This is a genomic window from Chryseobacterium sp. 2P (assembly GCF_059579425.1).
This window is the reverse complement of record NZ_CM184194.1, coordinates 871,407-890,698: the sequence shown is the minus strand read 5'-3', so window position 1 is coordinate 890,698 and position 19,292 is coordinate 871,407. Positions and strand designations below refer to the sequence as shown.

Sequence of the window (19,292 nt, the reverse complement as noted above, 5' to 3'; positions counted from 1 at the left end):
ATACATAAGATTATGGCAGAAAAACTTTATTTCATCAAAACCAATCCTGTTGCCGCAAAGATCAATCTATACAATAAAATCTGCCGCGAAGAAGAAGGTGCACTTCAGTTTTTTAAAGAAAATCAAAAAACAAGTTTTGAGCTTATTAAAAAGAAAGTTCAGGAGAATGCAGAAAGTCTTAATAAAGATGAAGTGGAAGATATTTTCAATTGGTTTGCATCAAAATACATTTCTGATCCGGAAGAAATGAAAACCCAGCTTTTCGTACACGGATTTGATATTTTTTATGAAATAAATAATGCAGAAAAAGTGGAAAATTTCAACACCCTTATTTCAGATTATGAAAAATATTCAACACAATATTTAGGCTACAAATGCAATACGGAAGATTTCAACCGCTTCCTGATCTATGGAATTTTTTTCACAGGATTTATTAATAAAAAGAAGGAAGATTATTTATCTGATTATTTACAGATTAATCATAAAGATCTGTTTTCCTTTGCAGAACAGAAGTTCAACGCCGGAAATACAGAACTTTATCAAGAAAATTATTTTCCCGATTTTAAGGAGCTGTACGACTGCACAAAGTTTTATAAAGGTTTAATTTTCAGACTTTAAAATAAGAAGAGGCTTTTTCAGGCCTCTTTTATTATTAAGTTCCTGTTTTTCATGAGATAATCCAGCGCTTCTTTTACTGCTGTCTCAGGATTTTTCGGTGCAAAGCCCAATTCATTTCTTGCCTTTGAAATATCAAAATTCTGCTGTAATCCGGAAAACATAGAAATATCCTTTCGCGTCAAAATAGGAGCTTTTCCTTTCAGTATTGCCGAAAATTCCATGATTCCCGCAATCAGCTTAAGGACAAATTTCGGAACCGACTGCGGAATTTTCAGGTTCAGTTCCGGATACAGTTTTTTTGCCAGAGCTGTTGTATCTGTGATCGTCATACATTCTTCATTTGCCAGAATATATCTTTCACCTGAACGTCCTTTCTGTGCTGCAAGATAACATCCTTCCGCCACATCTTTCACATCAATCCAATTAAGCGTAATTTTTGTATCAACAGGAATTTCTTTATTCAGAATTAATTTTAAGATACCGTAAGAAACATTCAGCGGAAGAAAAGCTTCCCCTCCTATCATCGCGGAAGGCATTACGGAAACCAGTTCTATTCCAAACTTTGCAGACAGTTCAAAAGCCAGCTTTTCACCGTCATTTTTAGAATTGTAATACATATCCCGACGATCCGGATTATAACCATAGCTTTCTTTTGTAGGAAGTCTGGTGTAATCCAGAGCTGCAATTGAACTTACGTAGACCATTTTTTTCACTCCCGCTTCAGCCGCTGCTTCAATCGTATTTCTTGTACCCTGCAGATTAACGTCATAAATTTCTTTTTCCGGATTTTTCGCCCAAAGTTTAAATGCGGCTCCAACGGCATAAAAAGTTTCCACTCCCTGCAAAGCCTTTACGAAAGATGCTTTATCCGTAATATCTGCCTGAACAACTTCGCAGTTTAATCCTTCAAAACATTTTTTTTGAGCTGTATTTCTTACTGTTGCTCTTACAGGAATTTCTTTTTGCAGTAACAATCTTACCAGATTATTTCCCAAATGTCCATTGGCTCCGGAAACCAGACTTAGTTTTTCTTGTATCATTTTTCATTATATTTTGACGATACAAAGTTCCCTGTCCTGATTCCAAAAGCACCTGACTTTTGTTAGTTAATCAGTTTTCTGCGGATTCTGCTGAGACTTTCGGGCTTCATTCCGAGAAAAGAAGCAATATACTGAACAGGAACAAACTGAATTATTTCCGGATAATTTTTCAGCAATTGAAGATACCGTTGTTCTGCATTTAATGTTGAAAGTTCTTTTGAACGGTTTTCGTTGTAAGTAATCGACTGATGGAAAACAGAAATACTGAAATCTTTCATTGCAGAACTTTCCAGTGTAAGCCTGTCCAGATTTTCCTTTGTAATTCTTAATAATTTACAATCTGTAATGCATTCCACATTTTCGTCTGATTTTGTCTGATTGATAAAGTGAAAGTATGAGGTAAAAAATCCGGGAGGACAATTGATATGGGTGGTTATTTCGTTTCCTTTTTCATCAGTATGAAACAATCTCAGATATCCGGAAACGATATAATACAGATGCACCGGAACACTACCCTTTTCTTCAATAATCGTATTTTTCGGATATTCCACAGGCTCGAAGCAGTCTTTAATCAGCCCGATTTCGTCAGTGTTGAAATGATGAAAAGACTGAAGATGCTGTATGAGTTTGCCGTGCATGATAAAAATGAATGAGAAACACAAATTTAATGAAAATCAAAAGATATTTTGTTTCAAACTATTCTCTAAATTTACAAATTGCAAAGTACCATGAGAAACAACAAAAAAATAATAGAGTCTGATGAATTGGATATGCTTTTGATCCTTCTTCCTTCCGGATGGAGTGAATTTCTGCTTTACATTGATGGAAGAAACTTTAATTATTTAATCACTCATGCTTTTAATAATCCCTTTTCTGAAATCATGTATGCCATTCTGGATCTGATACAAGACAAACAGGAAACTGAATTTATCTGGTACAACGAACCGGGAGGATGCAAATTTGAAATAAAACGAATAAAGGATAAACAGCATAAAGCCATTATTTCTGTATATGATTTTGAAGAATCTTACGGAGGACAGTTGAATTTTAAACTGGAAATACAGTTCGAAGTTAAAATAAAACAATTTGTTTTGCTTTGTTATCTTCAACTGAAAAAGACTTATTTACTGCTTAATGATAAAGAATTTTCAGACAAAAGAAGCGGTGCCTTTCTTGTACAGAATTTCCATGACTTTGAAAGAAAAGTTGAAGATTTTCTGAAGAAAAAACAAATGATTTTTTAATAAAATTCTATCTTTGTACTCATGAAGCACTTAAACAACCTATTGCGTCTTCCTTTTTTCAGCAATTATTATTACCCGGATAACCGTTCGGGAAGACTTCTATAACCATATTCAGTAGAAATTTAATCTAAAAATATCATAGAACCCGGACAGTTTTGTTCGGGTTTTTTCATGCTTAAAAATTAAAAATATGATCAGAAAATTAAAAGAAAATGTAGAAATCATTCTTCCTGAAAACGGACTGGAAGAAAAAATTCAGCAAGCCGAAAAAGAAAACAGAAAATTAATCATCAAACTTGGGTTTGATCCCACTGCTCCGGATCTGCATCTGGGACATGCAGTTGTTTTGAAAAAACTGAGACAGTTTCAGGATTTGGGACATCAGATTGTAATCATTGTCGGAAGTTTTACGGCAAGAATCGGCGATCCTACAGGAAAAAATAAGGCGAGAAAATCTTTAACCGCTGAGGAAGTTCATCATAATGCAGAAACGTATATCAGTCAGCTCTCCAAAGTCATTGATGTGGAAAAAACAAAAATTGTCTTTAACTCTGAATGGCTGGATGCGCTGAATTTTTCGGAAGTGATCCAACTGATGTCGAAAGTGACAGTTGCACAACTGATGCGCAGAAATGATTTCAGTAAAAGATTTTCAGAAAACACACCGATTGCCATGCACGAACTTGTATACCCTATTTTGCAGGGATTCGATTCTGTACAGATTAATTGTGACATTGAAATGGGCGGAACTGACCAGCTTTTCAATTGTACAATGGGACGACAATTGCAGGAAAGTCACGGAAAATCTCCGCAGATTGTGATGTGTATGCCTTTGCTGAAAGGACTTGACGGAAAGGAAAAGATGAGCAAATCTTTAAACAACATTATCGGATTAACTGACGAACCGAATGAAATGTTCGGGAAAACGATGTCCATTCCGGATTCTCTGATTGACGAATTTATTGATCTTACCACGGATTTTTCTTCTGAAGAGAAAGAACGTTTAAAACAAAACATCAATGATGGTCAAAACCCGATGAATATTAAAAAGCTGATCGCTAAAAATATCATCACACAATATCTTGATGCAGAATCAGCTGAAAATGCCGAGTTGTTTTTTATGAATCAGTTCCAGAGTAAAAATTTTGAAGAAAAAGTTTTTGAACCGGTTTTCATTGACTCTCTCCACCATATTCAGCATAAAATGGTTTTATCGGAATTATGCCATGAACTGAAAAGTAATGAAAGTAAATCTTTCATACGGAGACTGATTGAAAACGGTGGAATTCAGATCAACAATATCAAATTAACAGATCCGAATGAAGAAATTAAATTAGAGAAAAGAATAAAAATTAAGATCGGAAAAAGAAGTTTTTTTGAACTTTTGTAAACATTGAATTTTAAGATTTTTTTTTCAATATATTCGTTCAGAAAATTTTAAAATAGAAACACAATCGCATGAGCTACATTATGGTCGATATAGAATCGGACGGACCGATTCCCGGAGATTTTTCAATGGTCTGTTTTGGAGCAGTTTTAGTAGACGAAAATCTGGAAACTACATTTTACGGAAAACTGAAGCCTGTTTCAGAGAAATTCAATCCCGAAGCTTTGGCAGTTTCCGGTTTTACGCGGGAAGAAACATTGGATTTTAATGATCCTGAAGAAGTGATGCTGAAATTTGAAGAATGGATTAAAGAAAATTCTAAAGTAAGACCTATTTTCATCAGTGATAACAACGGCTTCGACTGGATGTTTATCTGTTGGTATTTTCATCATTTCATCGGAAGAAATCCTTTCGGGTTTTCCTCCAGGAGACTTGCGGATCTGTATTGCGGAATGGAAAAAGATACTTTTGCCCAGTGGAAACATCTACGAAAAACTAAGCACACCCATCATCCCGTTGATGACGCAAGAGGAAATGCAGAAGTTTTGCTGTATATGAAAAAGGAAATGGGACTGAAAATCGGATTGAAATAAATGCTCTGTTTTAGTAAAATTCTGGTATTTAATGATAAAATAAAAAAGTATGCATTTTCAGCATACTTTTTTTACTTATAGGTGTAAGGTACGAGAACTTCAATAAAATTATCTGTCTTGTGAGGTTCCCCGATGGCCCTGAATTTCCAATCGCCGTTGTGGCGGTAAACTTCCGCAAAAACCATAGAACACATTCCGTTCATACTGGTGTCACCTGAAAGACTGAATTTTGTAATTTCCCTTCCTCTTGCATCTACCGCACGGATAAATGCATTTTCTATCATTCCGAAATGTTGTCTGTTGAACAATCCCTGATAAATTGAAACTACAAACACAATTTTCTCATAGCGCTCATCCAGCTGATCCAGTAATACAATAATCTGCTCATCGTCGCCATCTCCGGCTCCGGTTCTGTTATCTCCGGTCAGCCATATTTTTCCGCTGGGATGCCGCATAGAATTGAAATAGATTACATCGCTTTTATACAGAGCAATCTCTCTTCCGTTTCTTCCGGGAACCGTCATTCCGAGATCCGCAACCTTCCCGTTTTTATCCAAAAGAAAAGCGATGGCATCCAGATCATATTCCGCACCGTCACTTATCCCGAAAAGACGGTTGAAAAAACCACCGGATCTTCTAACATCCCATCCTAAACCTATGGTTACAGATGACAGATCATATGCATCTTCTCCATGTTCATTTTTGCGGAGATTGATGGTCTGACCTTTTTGTAAGTTGATAGCCATTTTTATTTTATAATTTGTCCTTTGTAATATTTTTCAAGAAAGAAACCCAGATCTGCTCTGTAGCCGATTCCCGAAGCTTCAAATTTCCAGCTTCCGCCACGTTTGTACAGTCTTCCGAATTCAATTCCGGTTTCTATGGAAAAATCTTCATCCAGTTCGTATTTGGCAATTTCCATATTGGTATTATTGTCTACAATTCTGATGTAAGAATTTCTTACCTGTCCGAAATTCTGCTTTCTCCTATCAAAATCTTCGATGGTAACAACAAAAAGAATTTCCTGAACTCTTTCGTCTACTTTTTCGAGATCAATAATGATGGCTTCATCATCATCTCCGTCGCTGTTTTTTCCACTTGGATCATCTCCTGTATGTGTAAGTGCACCATCCGGCGAATGCAGGTTATTATAAAAAACAAAATATTCTTCACTCACCAGTTTTCGTTCCGCATCAATCATAATTGCGGAGGCATCAAGGTCAAAATCATATCCCATTCCTTCATTTGGATCCCATCCGAGACCGATGGTCATTTTTGTAAATCCAAGATCAATTCTTTGCCCTTTCTGTAAATTAATTGCCATAATAATGATATGTGTTTTATGTATTGTTTATCGAAGTTATGGCGGTTTTAGTAAATTTCCAAAAAATTTTGTGACAAAAAATTATGTAAATTGCAAAACATAAAATTTTGAAATTCATTAAAAATTAAGCCTAAAAAAATCCGATCGTTATGACCGGATTTTATATTTTCAAAAGATTTAATTAAAAGATAAATTATTCTGTAAATTCTTTTTTAACCACATTTTTGTTCCTTGCTCTCGCTAAAGCAGGAATTGAAAGCAATCCGGTAATAATTGTGAGCAGAAACTGTAAGGGCAGGGATATAAAAGAATATATTAATCCCATTTCACCGCCTGTTACAGCATTTTTACCTGCAGAAATAAAAAGAGCCATAAAGCCATATTTCATCGCCAGATTAAAAGCGCCAATTCCTCCGCTTGCAGGCACAATCATTCCGAAAGTTCCCACTGTAATAATAAAGAAGCCGTCTCCTATGGTAAAATCTGATGTTTCGGGAAGGGAAAAACATACAAGATAAGCAGCAAGAAAATAACATATCCAGATTCCTATTGTATAAAGAATGAATTTCCCTTTTTGTCTGAGCTTGAATATTGTGGTTAAGCCCTGCAAAATTCCTTTGGCGAATCCTATAAGTTTATCTTTTTTGTATTTAAACAAAATAATTAATCCTACGATTGCCAACAGGAAAAGAGAAATCTTCATATAGAAATAAAAAGCAGTAAAATCTACAATTCCTATTTTCATTAGAAATTTTTCAAAAAAGCCATGCTCCACTTTTACCTTTTCCTCTTTCTGTCCGGTTGCAATATCATAGAACGAAAGAATAGCATCATACTTGAAAATGATGGTAAGCCCCAGAAAACCTATCATACAGATAAGGTCTACAACTCTTTCTAAAATAATAGTTCCGAAAGATTTATCAACGGGAACGTCTTCTACACCGTACAATGCTGTAGATCTTGCCAGTTCCCCGCTTCTCGGAATCGTAAGATTCATCAAATATCCAAAAGATATGGTCCAGAAAGCATTTGCATCGGAAATTTTATATCCCATCGGTTCGAGAAGAATATTCCAGCGTATTGCACGCAGCCAATATGCTAACAAACCAAAAATTCCTGCAATAAAGACCCAGGTATAATTTGCTCTTTCAATGGATTTCTGGATCACTTTAAAATCCAGCCCCTTTAAAGCGAACCATAAAAAAAAGCCTGCAAAAGCAAGCGAGATCACTATCGTAAGAATGGATTTCAGAGGATTTTTTGAGTTCTTCCCCATCCGGTTACGTTAAAAGGTTCGTTTTTTCGTCGGGGAAAACAATCTTCGGCTGGAAATTCTGCGCCTCTTCCGGAGTCATCTGTGCATAAGCGATAATAATAATGATATCATCTCTCTGTACTTTTCTCGCCGCAGGACCGTTAAGACAAACTTCTCCCGATTTTCTTTTTCCTTTAATAACATAAGTGTCGAAACGCTCTCCGTTATTCACATTTACGATATAAACTCTTTCTCCCACTACCAAACCTGCAGCTTCAATAAGGTCTTCATCTATCGTAATACTCCCAATATAATTAAGGTCAGAAGCCGTAACTCTCACCCTGTGAATCTTAGACTTAAAAACTTCTATTAACATGGTGCAAATTTATTAATAATAATTTATAAAACCGTCTTTTAAAATGAATTTAAAACCAGCAGAAACCCAGAACTTTAATTTTATTAAACGTAATTTTTAAAGATTTTATTTACAGAATTTATAAACATATCCTGAAAACCATCAATACTTACTATACAATTCAGGATTTAATAAATACAAAAAATAATATTGAATTTTTGGTAAAGTCAATACAGATAAGCAATTGGCATGATTTTAGTAACGGGTAACGTAGATTTTTCGTAAAAAGCTGAATTATCATATTTTAACCAATTTTACTTAAAATCAAAAAATTTATTTATTTTTTTGCAAAAAAATTGCACATTTAGAAAATAGTATTATATTTGCTATTATAACGAACTAACTTTAATATTAAAAATTATGAACAAGTCTGAATTAATCGACGCAATCGCCAAAGATGCCGGCATCACTAAAGTTGCAGCTAAAGCTGCTTTAGAATCATTTATCTCTAACGTTACTACTACTTTAAAGAAAAAAGACGGAAAAGTTTCTTTAGTAGGGTTTGGAACTTTCTCAGTAGCTGAAAGAGCTGCAAGACAAGGAATCAACCCTGCAACTAAAAAGCCAATTAACATCGAAGCTAAGACTGTTGCTAAATTCAAAGCTGGTGCAGACCTTTCTGCAGCTGTTGCTTCAGCGAATGCTCCTGCTCCGGGTAAAAAGAAAAAATAATCACTCAGATTAAAGAAAAAATAAAACCTCATCGGATGATGAGGTTTTTTATTGCATCTATTTTAAGGAGCTAATCTCGCAATTTTCCAATCGAGACCATCAACCAATTCATAAACAATTCTATCGTGCAGACGGTTTGGTCTCCCCTGCCAGAATTCTATTTCATAAGGCTTTGCAATATACCCGCCCCAGTTTTCAGGTCTTGGAATTTCTGTGTCTGTATACTTTTCTTCCAGTTGCTGAAGCTTGTCTTCCAAAAATTCACGGTTCGGAATTTCTTCACTTTGAGGAGAAACTACAGCTCCTAACTGACTTCCTTTTGGTCTGGAATGGAAATATCCGTCACTCAGGTTTTCTGCAATACGTTCCATCTCAGCTTTAATAATGATCTGCCTTTCCAGATTGGGCCAGAAAAAATGAAGACAGGCTTTGTGTGTCTTCTCTATGGATTTTCCTTTTCTGCTGTCATAATTGGTGTAAAAAATAAATCCTTCGTATGTATAAGCCTTTAACAACACCATTCTTGTACGGGGACAACCGTCGTTTTCCAGTGTAGAAAGTGCCATTGCATTCGCTTCAGAGATGTTCGGATTTTCGCTGGCTTCCATAAACCAGTCCCGAAACTGTTCAATAGGATTTTGTTTTATCTCACTTTCAATAAGTTGGGATTTCTCGTACACTTTTCTTTTATCGTGCAGGTTTTCCATAAATATTTTTTATTAAATTTGAGTATGAATTACTCTTACAAAGGTAAAATATTAATTTCCACACCCGACATTTCCGGCGATATTTTTTCCAGATCTGTTGTTTTGATTATTGAACATAATGAAAGTGGTGCATTTGGTTTAATATTAAATAAAAAAAATAACCAGATGAGCGGTAAATTCAAAGATTTTTTCGATTTCAGAATTGAAGTTTACGACGGCGGTCCTGTAGGAAATGACAAAGTTTTTTTTATTGTAAAAGGGGAAAAAGTAACTGAAATGTATACAGAAATTACCCCGGAATTTTATCTTACCGAAGATATTGAAAACATCATCAGCGCTGTTCTCAGCGGCGAACTGGACATCAATAATGTCAAAATATTTTCCGGCTATTCCGGATGGTCAGCGTTACAGCTTGAGGAAGAAATACAGAGAAAATTATGGACTGTGGTAGATGTTTACAATCTGGATTACACGTTGCCAAACGATCAAACCCTCTGGAAATCGATCATGCAGAATCTTGGTGGCGAATTTCTTTTATGGGCAAATTCTCCTGAAAATATTTCTTTAAACTAGCAAGAGAAATTCATTAATATCATTGAAATATTTAACAAATTTTAAGAAAACGTTAACCAATTTTAAGCAAAGGTTTTACGTTATCTGGTAAACTAAATCTCTTTGATATAAAAGGAACAAATGATGATGCTAAATGAAACATGATCAAGAGATTAAAGTTTAACAATTTGACCAACGAGAAAAGTCAAAAACAAATTGCTGATAAATTTTCTGAAATTTTCAGAGAACAATAAATAAAGATACAAATTCTGATTTATCAGAATAAAAACCCGGTAAAGGACTTTCGGAACTTTGTTGTTTACCGGGTTTGTCAATTTTCATCTAGAAACTTTCCTTCCAGTTTTTAATAAGTTCCGTGAACCGCTGGTTTCCGAAAGTTTTATTTCTTATTTTACCTACAGAAAATATTCCTTTTTCATCCGAAATTAAGAGTATTTCTTCCGCTTTCTGAGACTCAAATGCAATAATCTCATGTTCCTGTATATCCGCAAGATTATTTTTGTGTAAGAAGGTTACAAAGTTCTCCATAAGCGGCGAAATGTAGGCTCCCTCTGTCTGTTTTGGGATTTTGATCACATCACCTTCCAGAAACAAGAGATTCCCGAAAGTTGTTCGCGCAATTCTTTTATTCGGGTTGAGAAGAATGACATCATCAAGATCGTTTTCCTGCGCATAAATTTCGCTGTAAATATTTTCCGGACTGTGAACCCTGATATTGCTTAAAAGGTTGTTATTAACGTTTATTTCCTTAATTAAATCAAGTTCCAGATTTCTTTCATGCAATGCTAACAGATCTTGGGTTTCTGTAATTTCATAAAAGTAAGAAACTGAGGATTTGGAACGGGTAATTCCGTCCGAATTTCTGAAAACCTGAAAATTAATGATCGCATCCTGAATGTTTTTTCCTTCAATAACTTCTTTCTGAAATAATGTCTGAAAAAATTCAAGTGTGTAGGTTAAAGGAATATTCAGTCTCATTTTCCTCATGGAAGCCATCAGGAAGAAATAGCATTCTTCATCCATGATTAATTTTCCGTTTCTGATAAAAAAAGAAATCTTCACGGCATCCCCCGAAAGAAAGGCTCTGTTTTTCACATTGATTTCGTCTGATGTAAAATATTGATTTTCCACTGTAATCTGATTTATTTACAAAAAAATAATGAACGATAAATCGTTCATCAGTTTTATAATTCAGCGTGCCTACGTTTAGGCTGCTCCTAATTTAATTCTAAGATTTTCGATAAGATTTTCCCAGTACATCGCATTTTCTTCTTCATCCCCTTCTTCACAGAAATCGGTAATGTTCAGAGACAGGTCTTCCGTAATGTCATCAATTGTGATCGTCATTTCAAAGAAATTCTTTGTTCCTTCATCTTCTTCCCATCGGAAACGTACGAAACCTTCAGGCTTATATCTTATTAAAGTAGCCTTCTCAGAAGGACCTCCACCCCAGCTGAAAAAGAAGTCATCACCTTTCTCTGTCACATCATCTGCAAACCATTCAGACAACCCTTCCGCCGTTGCCAGATATTCATATAAAATCTCTGATAAACAATGCATTGGGAATTCGTAATGGACTTTATGTTTCGCCATATAATCTTTGTTTTAATCGTTCCGCAATATATAAATTAATTTTTTTATTACACAAAAATGTGTTTACTTTTTTGCACAATCTTCATGATATTTGTCAGAGATTTTTAAATAGATGTTTAATTATTCTTTTAACATAATAACTCTATTTTAAAGGCATAAAAAAACTCTTCGGATGAAGAGCTGTATTATTTTAAAAATGAAAATTGAGTTCCACAAAACCTATTCTCCCGAATCCGGTTTCTGACCATGCCGTTTTATTATCTTTCTGAAAACTCGAACGATCTACTACATAAATATATTTGTAATATAACATTGGTTCCGTAGAAAGTGAGAAATGAGGAGAAAGAAAATACTGTACTCCTAAAAACACACCTAAACCATTATCATACTGCGGTTTATTGATGTTTTTGTAATTGGAATATCTGAAGAAGTAATCTGCTCCGTAGTAAAAATTCCATCTTCTGTATCTTTTCAGATTTCTGTCGATCCCAAGTTTAAAAGCGAATTGAGAATATCCGCCTTCACTGTCATCATTCTTAAAATCAAATCCTGTTCTGTAAGACCATTTGTTTTTCCCCGAATACCGATAATTAATAATCATTGCGTTATCATCGGATGCAAATACAGATTTAATGAATTTATTGAGACTAATTCCGACCTGATTTCTCGGGATTGCAAATAAACTATCATTTTGAGCCTGTGCAAAAACTGAAGCAGAAAGTACCAGCAAAAAAATTGAAATAATTCGTTTCATAATAAAAAACATCTCAAAGATATGATGAAACCTTTGAGATGTGTGTTTTTTGTATTAATTATTAAAGATAATTAGCAAAAATAGCTTTAACTTTTTGCTCGAAATCGCCGATGTAAACATCTGTATTTTCAGATGATCCATCGAAATATACAATAAAGAACTCTCCTTCTCCATTTACCGTTTTGTAAACAAGATCTCCGATTTTTTGCCCTAAATAAAATACTTCTCCTTTTGTATTATTATTAATCTGCGCATCGGTAGGATCTGCAAGCGGAGCAAGAGCTTCAACATTCATGGTTGCAACAATTTTAAGATCTCCTTCTTTAATAGAACCTGAAATGGTTTTAAAGTCGTCTTTTGAAGAGATATTGGCGTAATCAGAATGTTTTAAGATTACATTAGCAATCACTTCGCTTGAAGATCCCTGAGGAATTGTATTGTTATACTTAAACTGGAAGTCTTTAGCGCTGTTTCTTGTCCATACAATATTCTGCGTCATTGGTGATGCAAAAATCTGAATATTTGCACTGATTGGCATACTGAAATTCGTACTGTTATCAAATGTTACATTGGATAAATCCATGCTAAACACTGTATTTCCGCTTCTTTTCAATACAAGATTAAAGGTTTTAGGCAACCAAACTACTTCAGAATTGTAACTTGTCTGAATATCTGTGTACGACGAAAGAGTTAATTCACTATCGATTACAGAAGAATTGGCTACGGACGGAAATTTCAATACAACATTGGAAGAATTGGCAATTTTTGTCCAGGTTCCGTTTGCATTGTTGTAAGTATAAGTTCCTAATCTGTTGGCAAACTGAAGCTTGTTATTGATAAGCGCTTCTCCAAACTGATTTTCCCAGCCTTCTACAACATTGTTCAGATAACTGTCATCAAATTCCTGAGCGGTATTGTTAAACATTGAGTACAAAATGAATTTTGAAAGATCTCCATCATCCATTGTATTCAGTTTGCTGTAAAAACCGTCGATTGTTTTTTTAATGTTAGCTTTATCTTCATTAACGGTCGTGGTGTGGATAGAATCATCCGTAGAAGAACTGCAAGACTGAGTTCCCATGATTGTTGCAAACCCTAGCCCTGCAACGAGAATAATTTTTTTCATTAGTTATTATTTTTTTTAAAACGGTGCGAAAGTAAAAATAATTTTTGTTTCCTACAAATTATTTAATACGTCAAGAATAATTTTACATCCTTCTGCTATTTCTTCTTTAGAAATGGTAAGCGGAGGAGAAATTCTCAGATATTCATTTCGGTAAAGCTGCCAGAAAACAATCAGTCCTTTTTCCATACATCTTTTCGCTACGTCTAAAGTATATTCGGGAGATCCGAGATTTACAGCCAACATAAGCCCTTTTCCGTTAATGTTTTTTATTTTTGGATGAACCAGAAGACTTCTGTATAGTTGTTCTTTTTCTTCCACTTCATTCATCAGACCGCTTTCCAGAACTTCCTTTAAAGTTGCATAGCTTGAAGCAGCGATAAGCGGATTTCCACCGAAAGTTGTGATGTGCCCTAATTTCGGAGAATGCGAAAGTGTTTCCATAATTTCCCGTGAACTCATAAAAGCTCCTACAGGAACTCCGCCACCCATTCCTTTTCCCATAACAAGAATATCCGGAACGATACCGAAATGCTCAAAAGAAAAAAGCTTTCCGGTTCTTCCGAATCCCGGCTGAATTTCATCCAGAATTAATAATGCTCCTACTTCTTCACATCTCTTTTTTAGTTTAATTAAATAATCATCATTAGGAACTAAAAATCCTGCCGCACCCTGAATGGTTTCTAAAATAACACAGGCTGTTTTCTCGGTAATTTTATCGAAATCTTTTTCGCTGTTAAATTCAATGAACGAAACCATTGGCAATAACGGGCGAAATTCTCTTTTATGAAATTCATTCCCGGATACACTTAACGCACCGTGTGTATTTCCGTGGTAAGAGTTTTTGAATGAAACAATTTCTTCTCTTCCGGTATATCTTTTTGCCAGTTTCAGACTTCCATCGATGGCTTCTGCACCGCTGTTTACAAGATAAGTAATTTCTAAAGGATCGGGAGTAGCTTCTGCCAAAAGTTTACATAAAGCCACCGGCTTTTCCTGTGCATATTCTCCGTAAACCATGACGTGAAGATATTTTTCCGCCTGTTCTTTAATGGCATCAACTACTTTTGGATGGGAATGTCCTAAAGTATTGGCAGAAACGCCCGCTACAAAATCCAGATATCTTCTTCCGTCTTTGCCAAAAATATAGCTTCCTTCCGCCTTCTCTACTTCAAAACCAGCAGCAAACTTTGTCGTCTGAGCCTGATATATAAAAAAATCCTTTTGCATTTCCATTGTTCCAAAATTTTAGCAAAACTATAAAAGATTCGGCAAACACCGAAATGAAACGGACAGAATAAAAAAATTGCCCGCAGAAAACTGCGGGCAATACCACCAAATCACAAAATATTAATATAGTTTCATATATTCTTAGGTAAATATATAGAAAAAAAACAATTAAAATACACATTCAATAAAAAATATTTACATTCAGTAGCAACATCGCAAACCAATTCAACAAACCATGAAAATTTACTAATTGAAAAACCGAATAGTCATCAGGCTTTCCGCTTCACAGATTTTTGAATAAAACACTTTAAAAAAGTTTAATTTTTTTAAAGAAAATATGAGCTACCGACTTGTTTCAGGGAGTTTTATAAAAATAAATCACCATTTTAAATGAATAAAATGGTGACTATTTATATTTTTCGGCTTTTTAGCTTAAAAAAAATACGAATTATCTTCTTACACGTTTCGGTTTTTTCGCTTCTTCTTTGGCTTTAGCTTTTTCTACTGCTTCCTGAGCTTTGTTATAAAGTGTATTGTCGGCTTCGTATTTCACTTCCTCATAATTCGGTGTATCCACGAGGATATCCCGCCATTTCAAAATCCGGTCTTTGGTATTCCAGTTGAAATCCGGAAACTTCCGCCTTTCGGGTTCTATCATACTCATAGGATATGTGTCTGATGCCGCACCAATATTACAGGCAACAACATACAGCATTTTTTCCTCAAAAACAGCATCAATAATACCGCATGAAGTGAGAGAAATCCCTATTCTTTCTTTTTCCTTTGTCTGCTCATTTTCATCATCGGAATAGGTAATTGCCTGAGCATTTCCGATTACTTTTGCTTCTTTGATATTGTTATCTTCTCCGTAATAAACCGTCATCAGTTTGCCTTTTACCTGATTGAATTCGTCTTTCATATTCAGAGAATCGACTTTACTGATAGCAAAAGCATTCCCGATAACTTTTAAGGAATCTATATTTTCTTTTTGGGTATTGAAATATGCCTCAACTTTATCTCCGGTCACCTGCTTTCCGTTGCTCCATAAAATAGGATTGGTATACATGTGAAGAACTCCGTCTGTTTCATTAAAAGCAATAGAATCCGCTCTTCCCTGCGCATTAGATTTATAAAAACGACCTTTTTTGTATGCCCGAAGAAAACTTTTCTTCACCTTGATATCTTCAGGATCCGGTTTTTGAAAAGAAATAATTTTTTCTGCCGCAAAGTACATCGAATCTTTTTCCAGAGCTTTTACAGCATACGGATTTTTGGTCATCATGGCAGAATCTTTCTTTTCGTAAATTTCTCCGTAACCTCCTTTTATGAATCTTCTTTCGTTCGGATCATCCAGCGTTACATTTCCTGTTGCTTTTCCGAAACCGGACAACTGGTTGTAATACATTTCATCTCCGGTAAGAATTTTATCGTTGTAATATACTCTGGAGTTTTTGTATAAGAAAGCTTCTTTCGTATTTGTATTGTAATTTCCTTTATCGGTAACGATTCGGTTTTTAGGATTTTTCTTGTTGATGATCGTGGTCGGTCCGTTGATGTTTACGATGTTTGTATTCTGATTCTGAACCACATTATCTCCTTCCAGAATGTACTGAGCATCTTCTATTTTCACTCTTCCGGAAAGATCAATCGTTCTGGTTGTCAGAAAATAGGTTGCTGTTTTGGAATACGTTGTACTTTTTCCGTCGTTAATGGTTCCTCCGGTGTTGTAATACGCCTGATTGGAGAGTCTGTCGTAATACATGGTTTCCGTTTTTATCACCGTTCCTTTCGGATCGGTAAGAACTACATTTTTCCGGGCAATTCCTTTTTGTGTATTTCCGTCGTACTCCATTTCATCGGCTGTAATTACTGAACCATCGGCGTTCTGTAATTTTACATTCCCGATGGCTTTGATGAAATTCTGCTCTTCATACACAATTACTAGATCTGCATTCAGCAAAGAACCCTGATGCGAAAACTGTACATTACCCACGAAATAATTATTTCCGTCGTATTTATCGTCCTTTCTTAATTCATCAGAATGGATGTGCTTCACCTTTTCAGCAGGCGGAGCATTTTTTTGAGGAGTCGTGTTGGTAAAATAAGGATCTTTTTGCAGAGTTTTCGGCTGGTTCTGTGCAAATAAAAACGTTGAAACAGAGACTAGGAATAAAGCAAATAGTCTCATGAATTGATTAATCATTCTTTGTGCCATAAAAATACAGCGAATGGGAATCAATTTTTACGCCAAATGCCTGTTCAATTGCTTCTTTTATTCCTTGAATTCTCGGATCACAAAACTCGATGATCTCTTCAATCTCCTTATCTGAATCTTTTTTATACACGACTAAATGATCGTGCTGTTTATCAAAATAAGATTTTTCGTAAGAGGAAGAAGTGAGTGTTTTTTCCCCGAACTGATGCTTACGGATAAGTCCTGCATCAAGGAAAATTTCAATTGTATTGTAGATTGTTGCTTTGGAAACGTGGTATTTTTTCTGCAACATTAAAAGGTACAGATCATCCACGTTGAAGTGATGATCCATACCGTATATTTCTTCAAGTATTGTATATCTTTCAGGCGTGTTTCTGAAACCTTTTTCCAATAAATAGTTTCTTAAAACATCCTTTATCAGCGCAATATTTTTTTCTTTTTGTATCGTATCCATCAAAAAATTTATCTACAAATTTATTGATTTTTATTTAAATACAAATTGTCATACTGTGTTAAAGAATTTAACCTTTGTGGCGGATAAATTCGCACTGCTCGATTTTGGATTTTCCGACGCAGTCTTCCGTCATAGGCGCAGATTCTACCACAACGTTGTGCGAAGTGATTCCCCATGCTTTAAAGTCGTCGCTTCCGATATATTTAACGAAATTATAAATATTAAGAATGATTTTTTCTTTAACCGTAAGAAGAATATCGTTGATATAGGTATTGTCTATAATCACATATTTCAGATCCGGCGGAATATTATGCGCTCTTAATGAAGGATGGCTGCTTCTTGAAGGAATTGTTCCGTCTGCCATCAGATCTCTGAGAACCATATCGAAATAATCGTTAATTCTTCGGTCTATCTTAAATCCTAACATGAAGTTAATTTTATAGATCGTTCCCGGAAGAACTTCGTCTACTGCATATTTAAAAGTATATGGATCTTCCTGATTGGTAATGCTTAATATGAAATAATGATCGGCTCTTTTCGGCTGTTTTTTGATGATTGAATAAATAATCTTCGATTCGATCTCATCATTTCTCTTCGCACGGCTTAAATACGCTAAGTTAGTCGCATATTTAGGAATTGTTTCATCAAGCTTCATATCTTTAATGATCGGAATATAGGTCTCAAGCTTAATAAATTTGATGAATTTTGTTTTAATAGATCTTCCGTTGTACCAAGCATACATACAAACTCCGATAGATCCAGCCAATACGACCGTAATCCATCCTCCTTCCATGAATTTGATTACGTTTGCACTGAAGAAACCTAATTCGATTGCCATATAAACAAACGCAAAAACAAGGATTAACGCTTTGTTTACTCTATGTTTTAATAACCAATAAACTAAAAGAACCGTGGTCATTAACATGGTTACCGTAATGGATAAACCGTAAGCTGCTTCCATTTTTCCTGATTCTTTGAAGTGAAGAACCACCACAATACAGAACAGTAAAAGCCCCCAGTTAATTCTTGGGATGTACATTTGTCCTTTTACTCCGGAAGGATAATCAATTTTCTGGTTAGGCCATAAATTTAAGGACATTGCCTCTGAGAAAATGGTAAATGATCCTGTAATTAAAGCCTGACTGGCAATAATTGCCGCCGCTGTAGCCAGAATAACTCCCGGAACAACCATCCACTCTTCCATGATTCCGAAGAAAGGATTTATTACCGAAAAGCCGGGTTTACCGTAATTGGTTAAAAGCCACGCTCCCTGTCCCAAATAATTTAAGATCAGCATGATTTTTACAAATGCCCAGCTTACACGGATATTTTTGGCACCGCAGTGTCCTAAGTCGGAATAAAGCGCTTCCGCTCCGGTTGTACAAAGGAAAACCGCTCCTAAAATTACAATTGCGCTCGGAGAGTTGGCAATAAGTTTATAGGCATAATAAGGATTGAAAGATCTTAAAATCTCAAGATTTTCGCTCAAATGAGACAATCCCAAACCTCCCAAAACGAGGAACCAGATTACCATTACAGGTCCGAAGAATTTCCCGATAAAGCTCGTACCAAACTGCTGAACCACGAAGATCATAATAAGAATCGCAATGGTGATCGGAACAACCGGGGTATCCGGATTATAAATTTCAAGACCTTCAATTGCAGACATTACCGTAAGCGAAGGTGTGATTACTCCGTCCGCAATAAGCGCGGCAGCTCCTACGATAGCAATAAGATAGAGCCAGCCTTTTTTAAGATTTTTAACCAGAGAAAACAATGCTAAAATTCCCCCTTCTCCTTTGTTGTCTGCTCTAAGAGCAATGATCACATATTTAATTGTCGTCTGAAGTGTAAGTGTCCAGATAATACAGGACAACGCCCCTTCGATATACTCATTGAAAGGCATCGTACTTCCTTCTCCTCTTGCGTTAACAATCGCTTTCATTACGTAAAGCGGGGAAGTACCGATATCTCCGAATACAATTCCGAGTGACACTAAAATTCCAATGAAAGAAAGCTTTTTGATGTCAAAATGATGACCGCCTTCTGTAACTTCTGTCATACCAGCTAATTTAATTTTTAAACGCGCAAATTT

Annotated in this window: 21 protein-coding genes; 6 read left to right on the top strand and 15 right to left on the bottom strand. The window is 35.4% G+C overall.

Annotated features, from left to right (window positions below):
- The first annotated feature begins 12 nt into the window (after window positions 1-12).
- The gene (locus AC52CF_RS03945) at window positions 13-618 is read left to right on the top strand and encodes a hypothetical protein (protein ID WP_214590688.1); all 606 of its coding nucleotides are present in this window, start codon (window positions 13-15) and stop codon (window positions 616-618) included.
- 17 nt (window positions 619-635) lie between these two features.
- Here the strand turns inward: AC52CF_RS03945 and AC52CF_RS03940 are convergent, their stop codons facing one another.
- Together AC52CF_RS03940 and AC52CF_RS03935 are read right to left on the bottom strand one after the other, a co-directional pair.
- Window positions 636-1,658 carry an NAD-dependent epimerase/dehydratase family protein gene (locus AC52CF_RS03940; protein ID WP_214590689.1) on the bottom strand — a complete coding sequence of 341 codons (1,023 nt, stop codon included), beginning with the start codon at window positions 1,656-1,658 and terminating at the stop codon, window positions 636-638.
- 62 nt (window positions 1,659-1,720) lie between these two features.
- On the bottom strand, window positions 1,721-2,296 hold the full coding sequence (locus AC52CF_RS03935; RefSeq protein ID WP_496517887.1) for a Crp/Fnr family transcriptional regulator: 576 nt from the start codon (window positions 2,294-2,296) through the stop codon (window positions 1,721-1,723).
- Window positions 2,297-2,386: 90 nt separating this feature from the next.
- Between AC52CF_RS03935 and AC52CF_RS03930 the strand changes: the two genes are divergently transcribed.
- The 3 genes from AC52CF_RS03930 to AC52CF_RS03920 all read left to right on the top strand — a co-directional run bounded on the left by AC52CF_RS03930 (window position 2,387) and on the right by AC52CF_RS03920 (window position 4,882).
- Window positions 2,387-2,902 (top strand): hypothetical protein, encoded by a 516-nt coding sequence (locus AC52CF_RS03930; RefSeq protein WP_496517886.1) that lies wholly within the window; start codon window positions 2,387-2,389, stop codon window positions 2,900-2,902.
- A gap of 190 nt (window positions 2,903-3,092) precedes the next feature.
- Complete coding sequence (gene tyrS, locus AC52CF_RS03925) at window positions 3,093-4,292, top strand: tyrosine--tRNA ligase (RefSeq protein ID WP_496517885.1); 1,200 nt, start codon at window positions 3,093-3,095, stop codon at window positions 4,290-4,292.
- Window positions 4,293-4,360: 68 nt separating this feature from the next.
- Window positions 4,361-4,882 (top strand): 3'-5' exonuclease, encoded by a 522-nt coding sequence (locus tag AC52CF_RS03920; protein WP_496517884.1) that lies wholly within the window; start codon window positions 4,361-4,363, stop codon window positions 4,880-4,882.
- A 71-nt stretch (window positions 4,883-4,953) separates the two neighbouring features.
- On the opposite strand, the gene AC52CF_RS03915 is transcribed toward AC52CF_RS03920, so the two are convergent.
- The 4 genes from AC52CF_RS03915 to panD all read right to left on the bottom strand — a co-directional run bounded on the left by AC52CF_RS03915 (window position 4,954) and on the right by panD (window position 7,837).
- A complete protein-coding gene (locus AC52CF_RS03915; protein WP_496517883.1) occupies window positions 4,954-5,628 on the bottom strand; it encodes a TerD family protein in 675 nt (224 codons plus the stop codon).
- Window positions 5,629-5,630: 2 nt separating this feature from the next.
- A complete protein-coding gene (locus AC52CF_RS03910; protein WP_214590695.1) occupies window positions 5,631-6,206 on the bottom strand; it encodes a TerD family protein in 576 nt (191 codons plus the stop codon).
- 193 nt (window positions 6,207-6,399) lie between these two features.
- Entirely contained in the window at window positions 6,400-7,482 is a 1,083-nt protein-coding gene (locus tag AC52CF_RS03905; RefSeq protein ID WP_496517882.1) for a lysylphosphatidylglycerol synthase transmembrane domain-containing protein, read from the bottom strand.
- A 4-nt stretch (window positions 7,483-7,486) separates the two neighbouring features.
- Window positions 7,487-7,837 (bottom strand): aspartate 1-decarboxylase, encoded by a 351-nt coding sequence (gene panD / locus AC52CF_RS03900; protein ID WP_048511083.1) that lies wholly within the window; start codon window positions 7,835-7,837, stop codon window positions 7,487-7,489.
- A 399-nt stretch (window positions 7,838-8,236) separates the two neighbouring features.
- Here panD and AC52CF_RS03895 point away from each other — a divergent pair, with 399 nt between their 5' ends.
- Window positions 8,237-8,548, top strand: coding sequence for an HU family DNA-binding protein (locus AC52CF_RS03895; protein WP_214590697.1), 312 nt, complete (start codon window positions 8,237-8,239; stop codon window positions 8,546-8,548).
- A gap of 62 nt (window positions 8,549-8,610) precedes the next feature.
- Here the strand turns inward: AC52CF_RS03895 and pdxH are convergent, their stop codons facing one another.
- Window positions 8,611-9,255, bottom strand: a complete 645-nt coding sequence (gene pdxH / locus AC52CF_RS03890; RefSeq protein ID WP_496517881.1) for a pyridoxamine 5'-phosphate oxidase — start codon at window positions 9,253-9,255, stop codon at window positions 8,611-8,613.
- A 24-nt stretch (window positions 9,256-9,279) separates the two neighbouring features.
- Between pdxH and AC52CF_RS03885 the strand changes: the two genes are divergently transcribed.
- Entirely contained in the window at window positions 9,280-9,828 is a 549-nt protein-coding gene (locus tag AC52CF_RS03885) for a YqgE/AlgH family protein (RefSeq protein WP_214590699.1), read from the top strand.
- Between the two features lie 321 nt (window positions 9,829-10,149).
- Here the strand turns inward: AC52CF_RS03885 and AC52CF_RS03880 are convergent, their stop codons facing one another.
- From AC52CF_RS03880 to AC52CF_RS03845, 8 genes are all read right to left on the bottom strand, one after another.
- On the bottom strand, window positions 10,150-10,959 hold the full coding sequence (locus AC52CF_RS03880; protein ID WP_496517880.1) for an aminotransferase class IV: 810 nt from the start codon (window positions 10,957-10,959) through the stop codon (window positions 10,150-10,152).
- A 75-nt stretch (window positions 10,960-11,034) separates the two neighbouring features.
- Window positions 11,035-11,421: an START-like domain-containing protein gene (locus tag AC52CF_RS03875; protein WP_214590701.1), complete on the bottom strand. Its 387-nt coding sequence runs from the start codon at window positions 11,419-11,421 to the stop codon at window positions 11,035-11,037.
- Between the two features lie 190 nt (window positions 11,422-11,611).
- Window positions 11,612-12,175 (bottom strand): outer membrane beta-barrel protein, encoded by a 564-nt coding sequence (locus AC52CF_RS03870; protein ID WP_214590702.1) that lies wholly within the window; start codon window positions 12,173-12,175, stop codon window positions 11,612-11,614.
- 61 nt (window positions 12,176-12,236) lie between these two features.
- Window positions 12,237-13,301, bottom strand: coding sequence for a hypothetical protein (locus AC52CF_RS03865; RefSeq protein ID WP_214590703.1), 1,065 nt, complete (start codon window positions 13,299-13,301; stop codon window positions 12,237-12,239).
- A 51-nt stretch (window positions 13,302-13,352) separates the two neighbouring features.
- Window positions 13,353-14,528, bottom strand: coding sequence for an aspartate aminotransferase family protein (locus tag AC52CF_RS03860; protein ID WP_375181619.1), 1,176 nt, complete (start codon window positions 14,526-14,528; stop codon window positions 13,353-13,355).
- A gap of 448 nt (window positions 14,529-14,976) precedes the next feature.
- Window positions 14,977-16,716: an OstA-like protein gene (locus AC52CF_RS03855; RefSeq protein ID WP_336732761.1), complete on the bottom strand. Its 1,740-nt coding sequence runs from the start codon at window positions 16,714-16,716 to the stop codon at window positions 14,977-14,979.
- A 7-nt stretch (window positions 16,717-16,723) separates the two neighbouring features.
- Window positions 16,724-17,197, bottom strand: coding sequence for a Fur family transcriptional regulator (locus AC52CF_RS03850; protein ID WP_076396095.1), 474 nt, complete (start codon window positions 17,195-17,197; stop codon window positions 16,724-16,726).
- Window positions 17,198-17,264: 67 nt separating this feature from the next.
- Entirely contained in the window at window positions 17,265-19,259 is a 1,995-nt protein-coding gene (locus AC52CF_RS03845; RefSeq protein ID WP_375181616.1) for a KUP/HAK/KT family potassium transporter, read from the bottom strand.
- Window positions 19,260-19,292 lie beyond the last annotated feature (33 nt).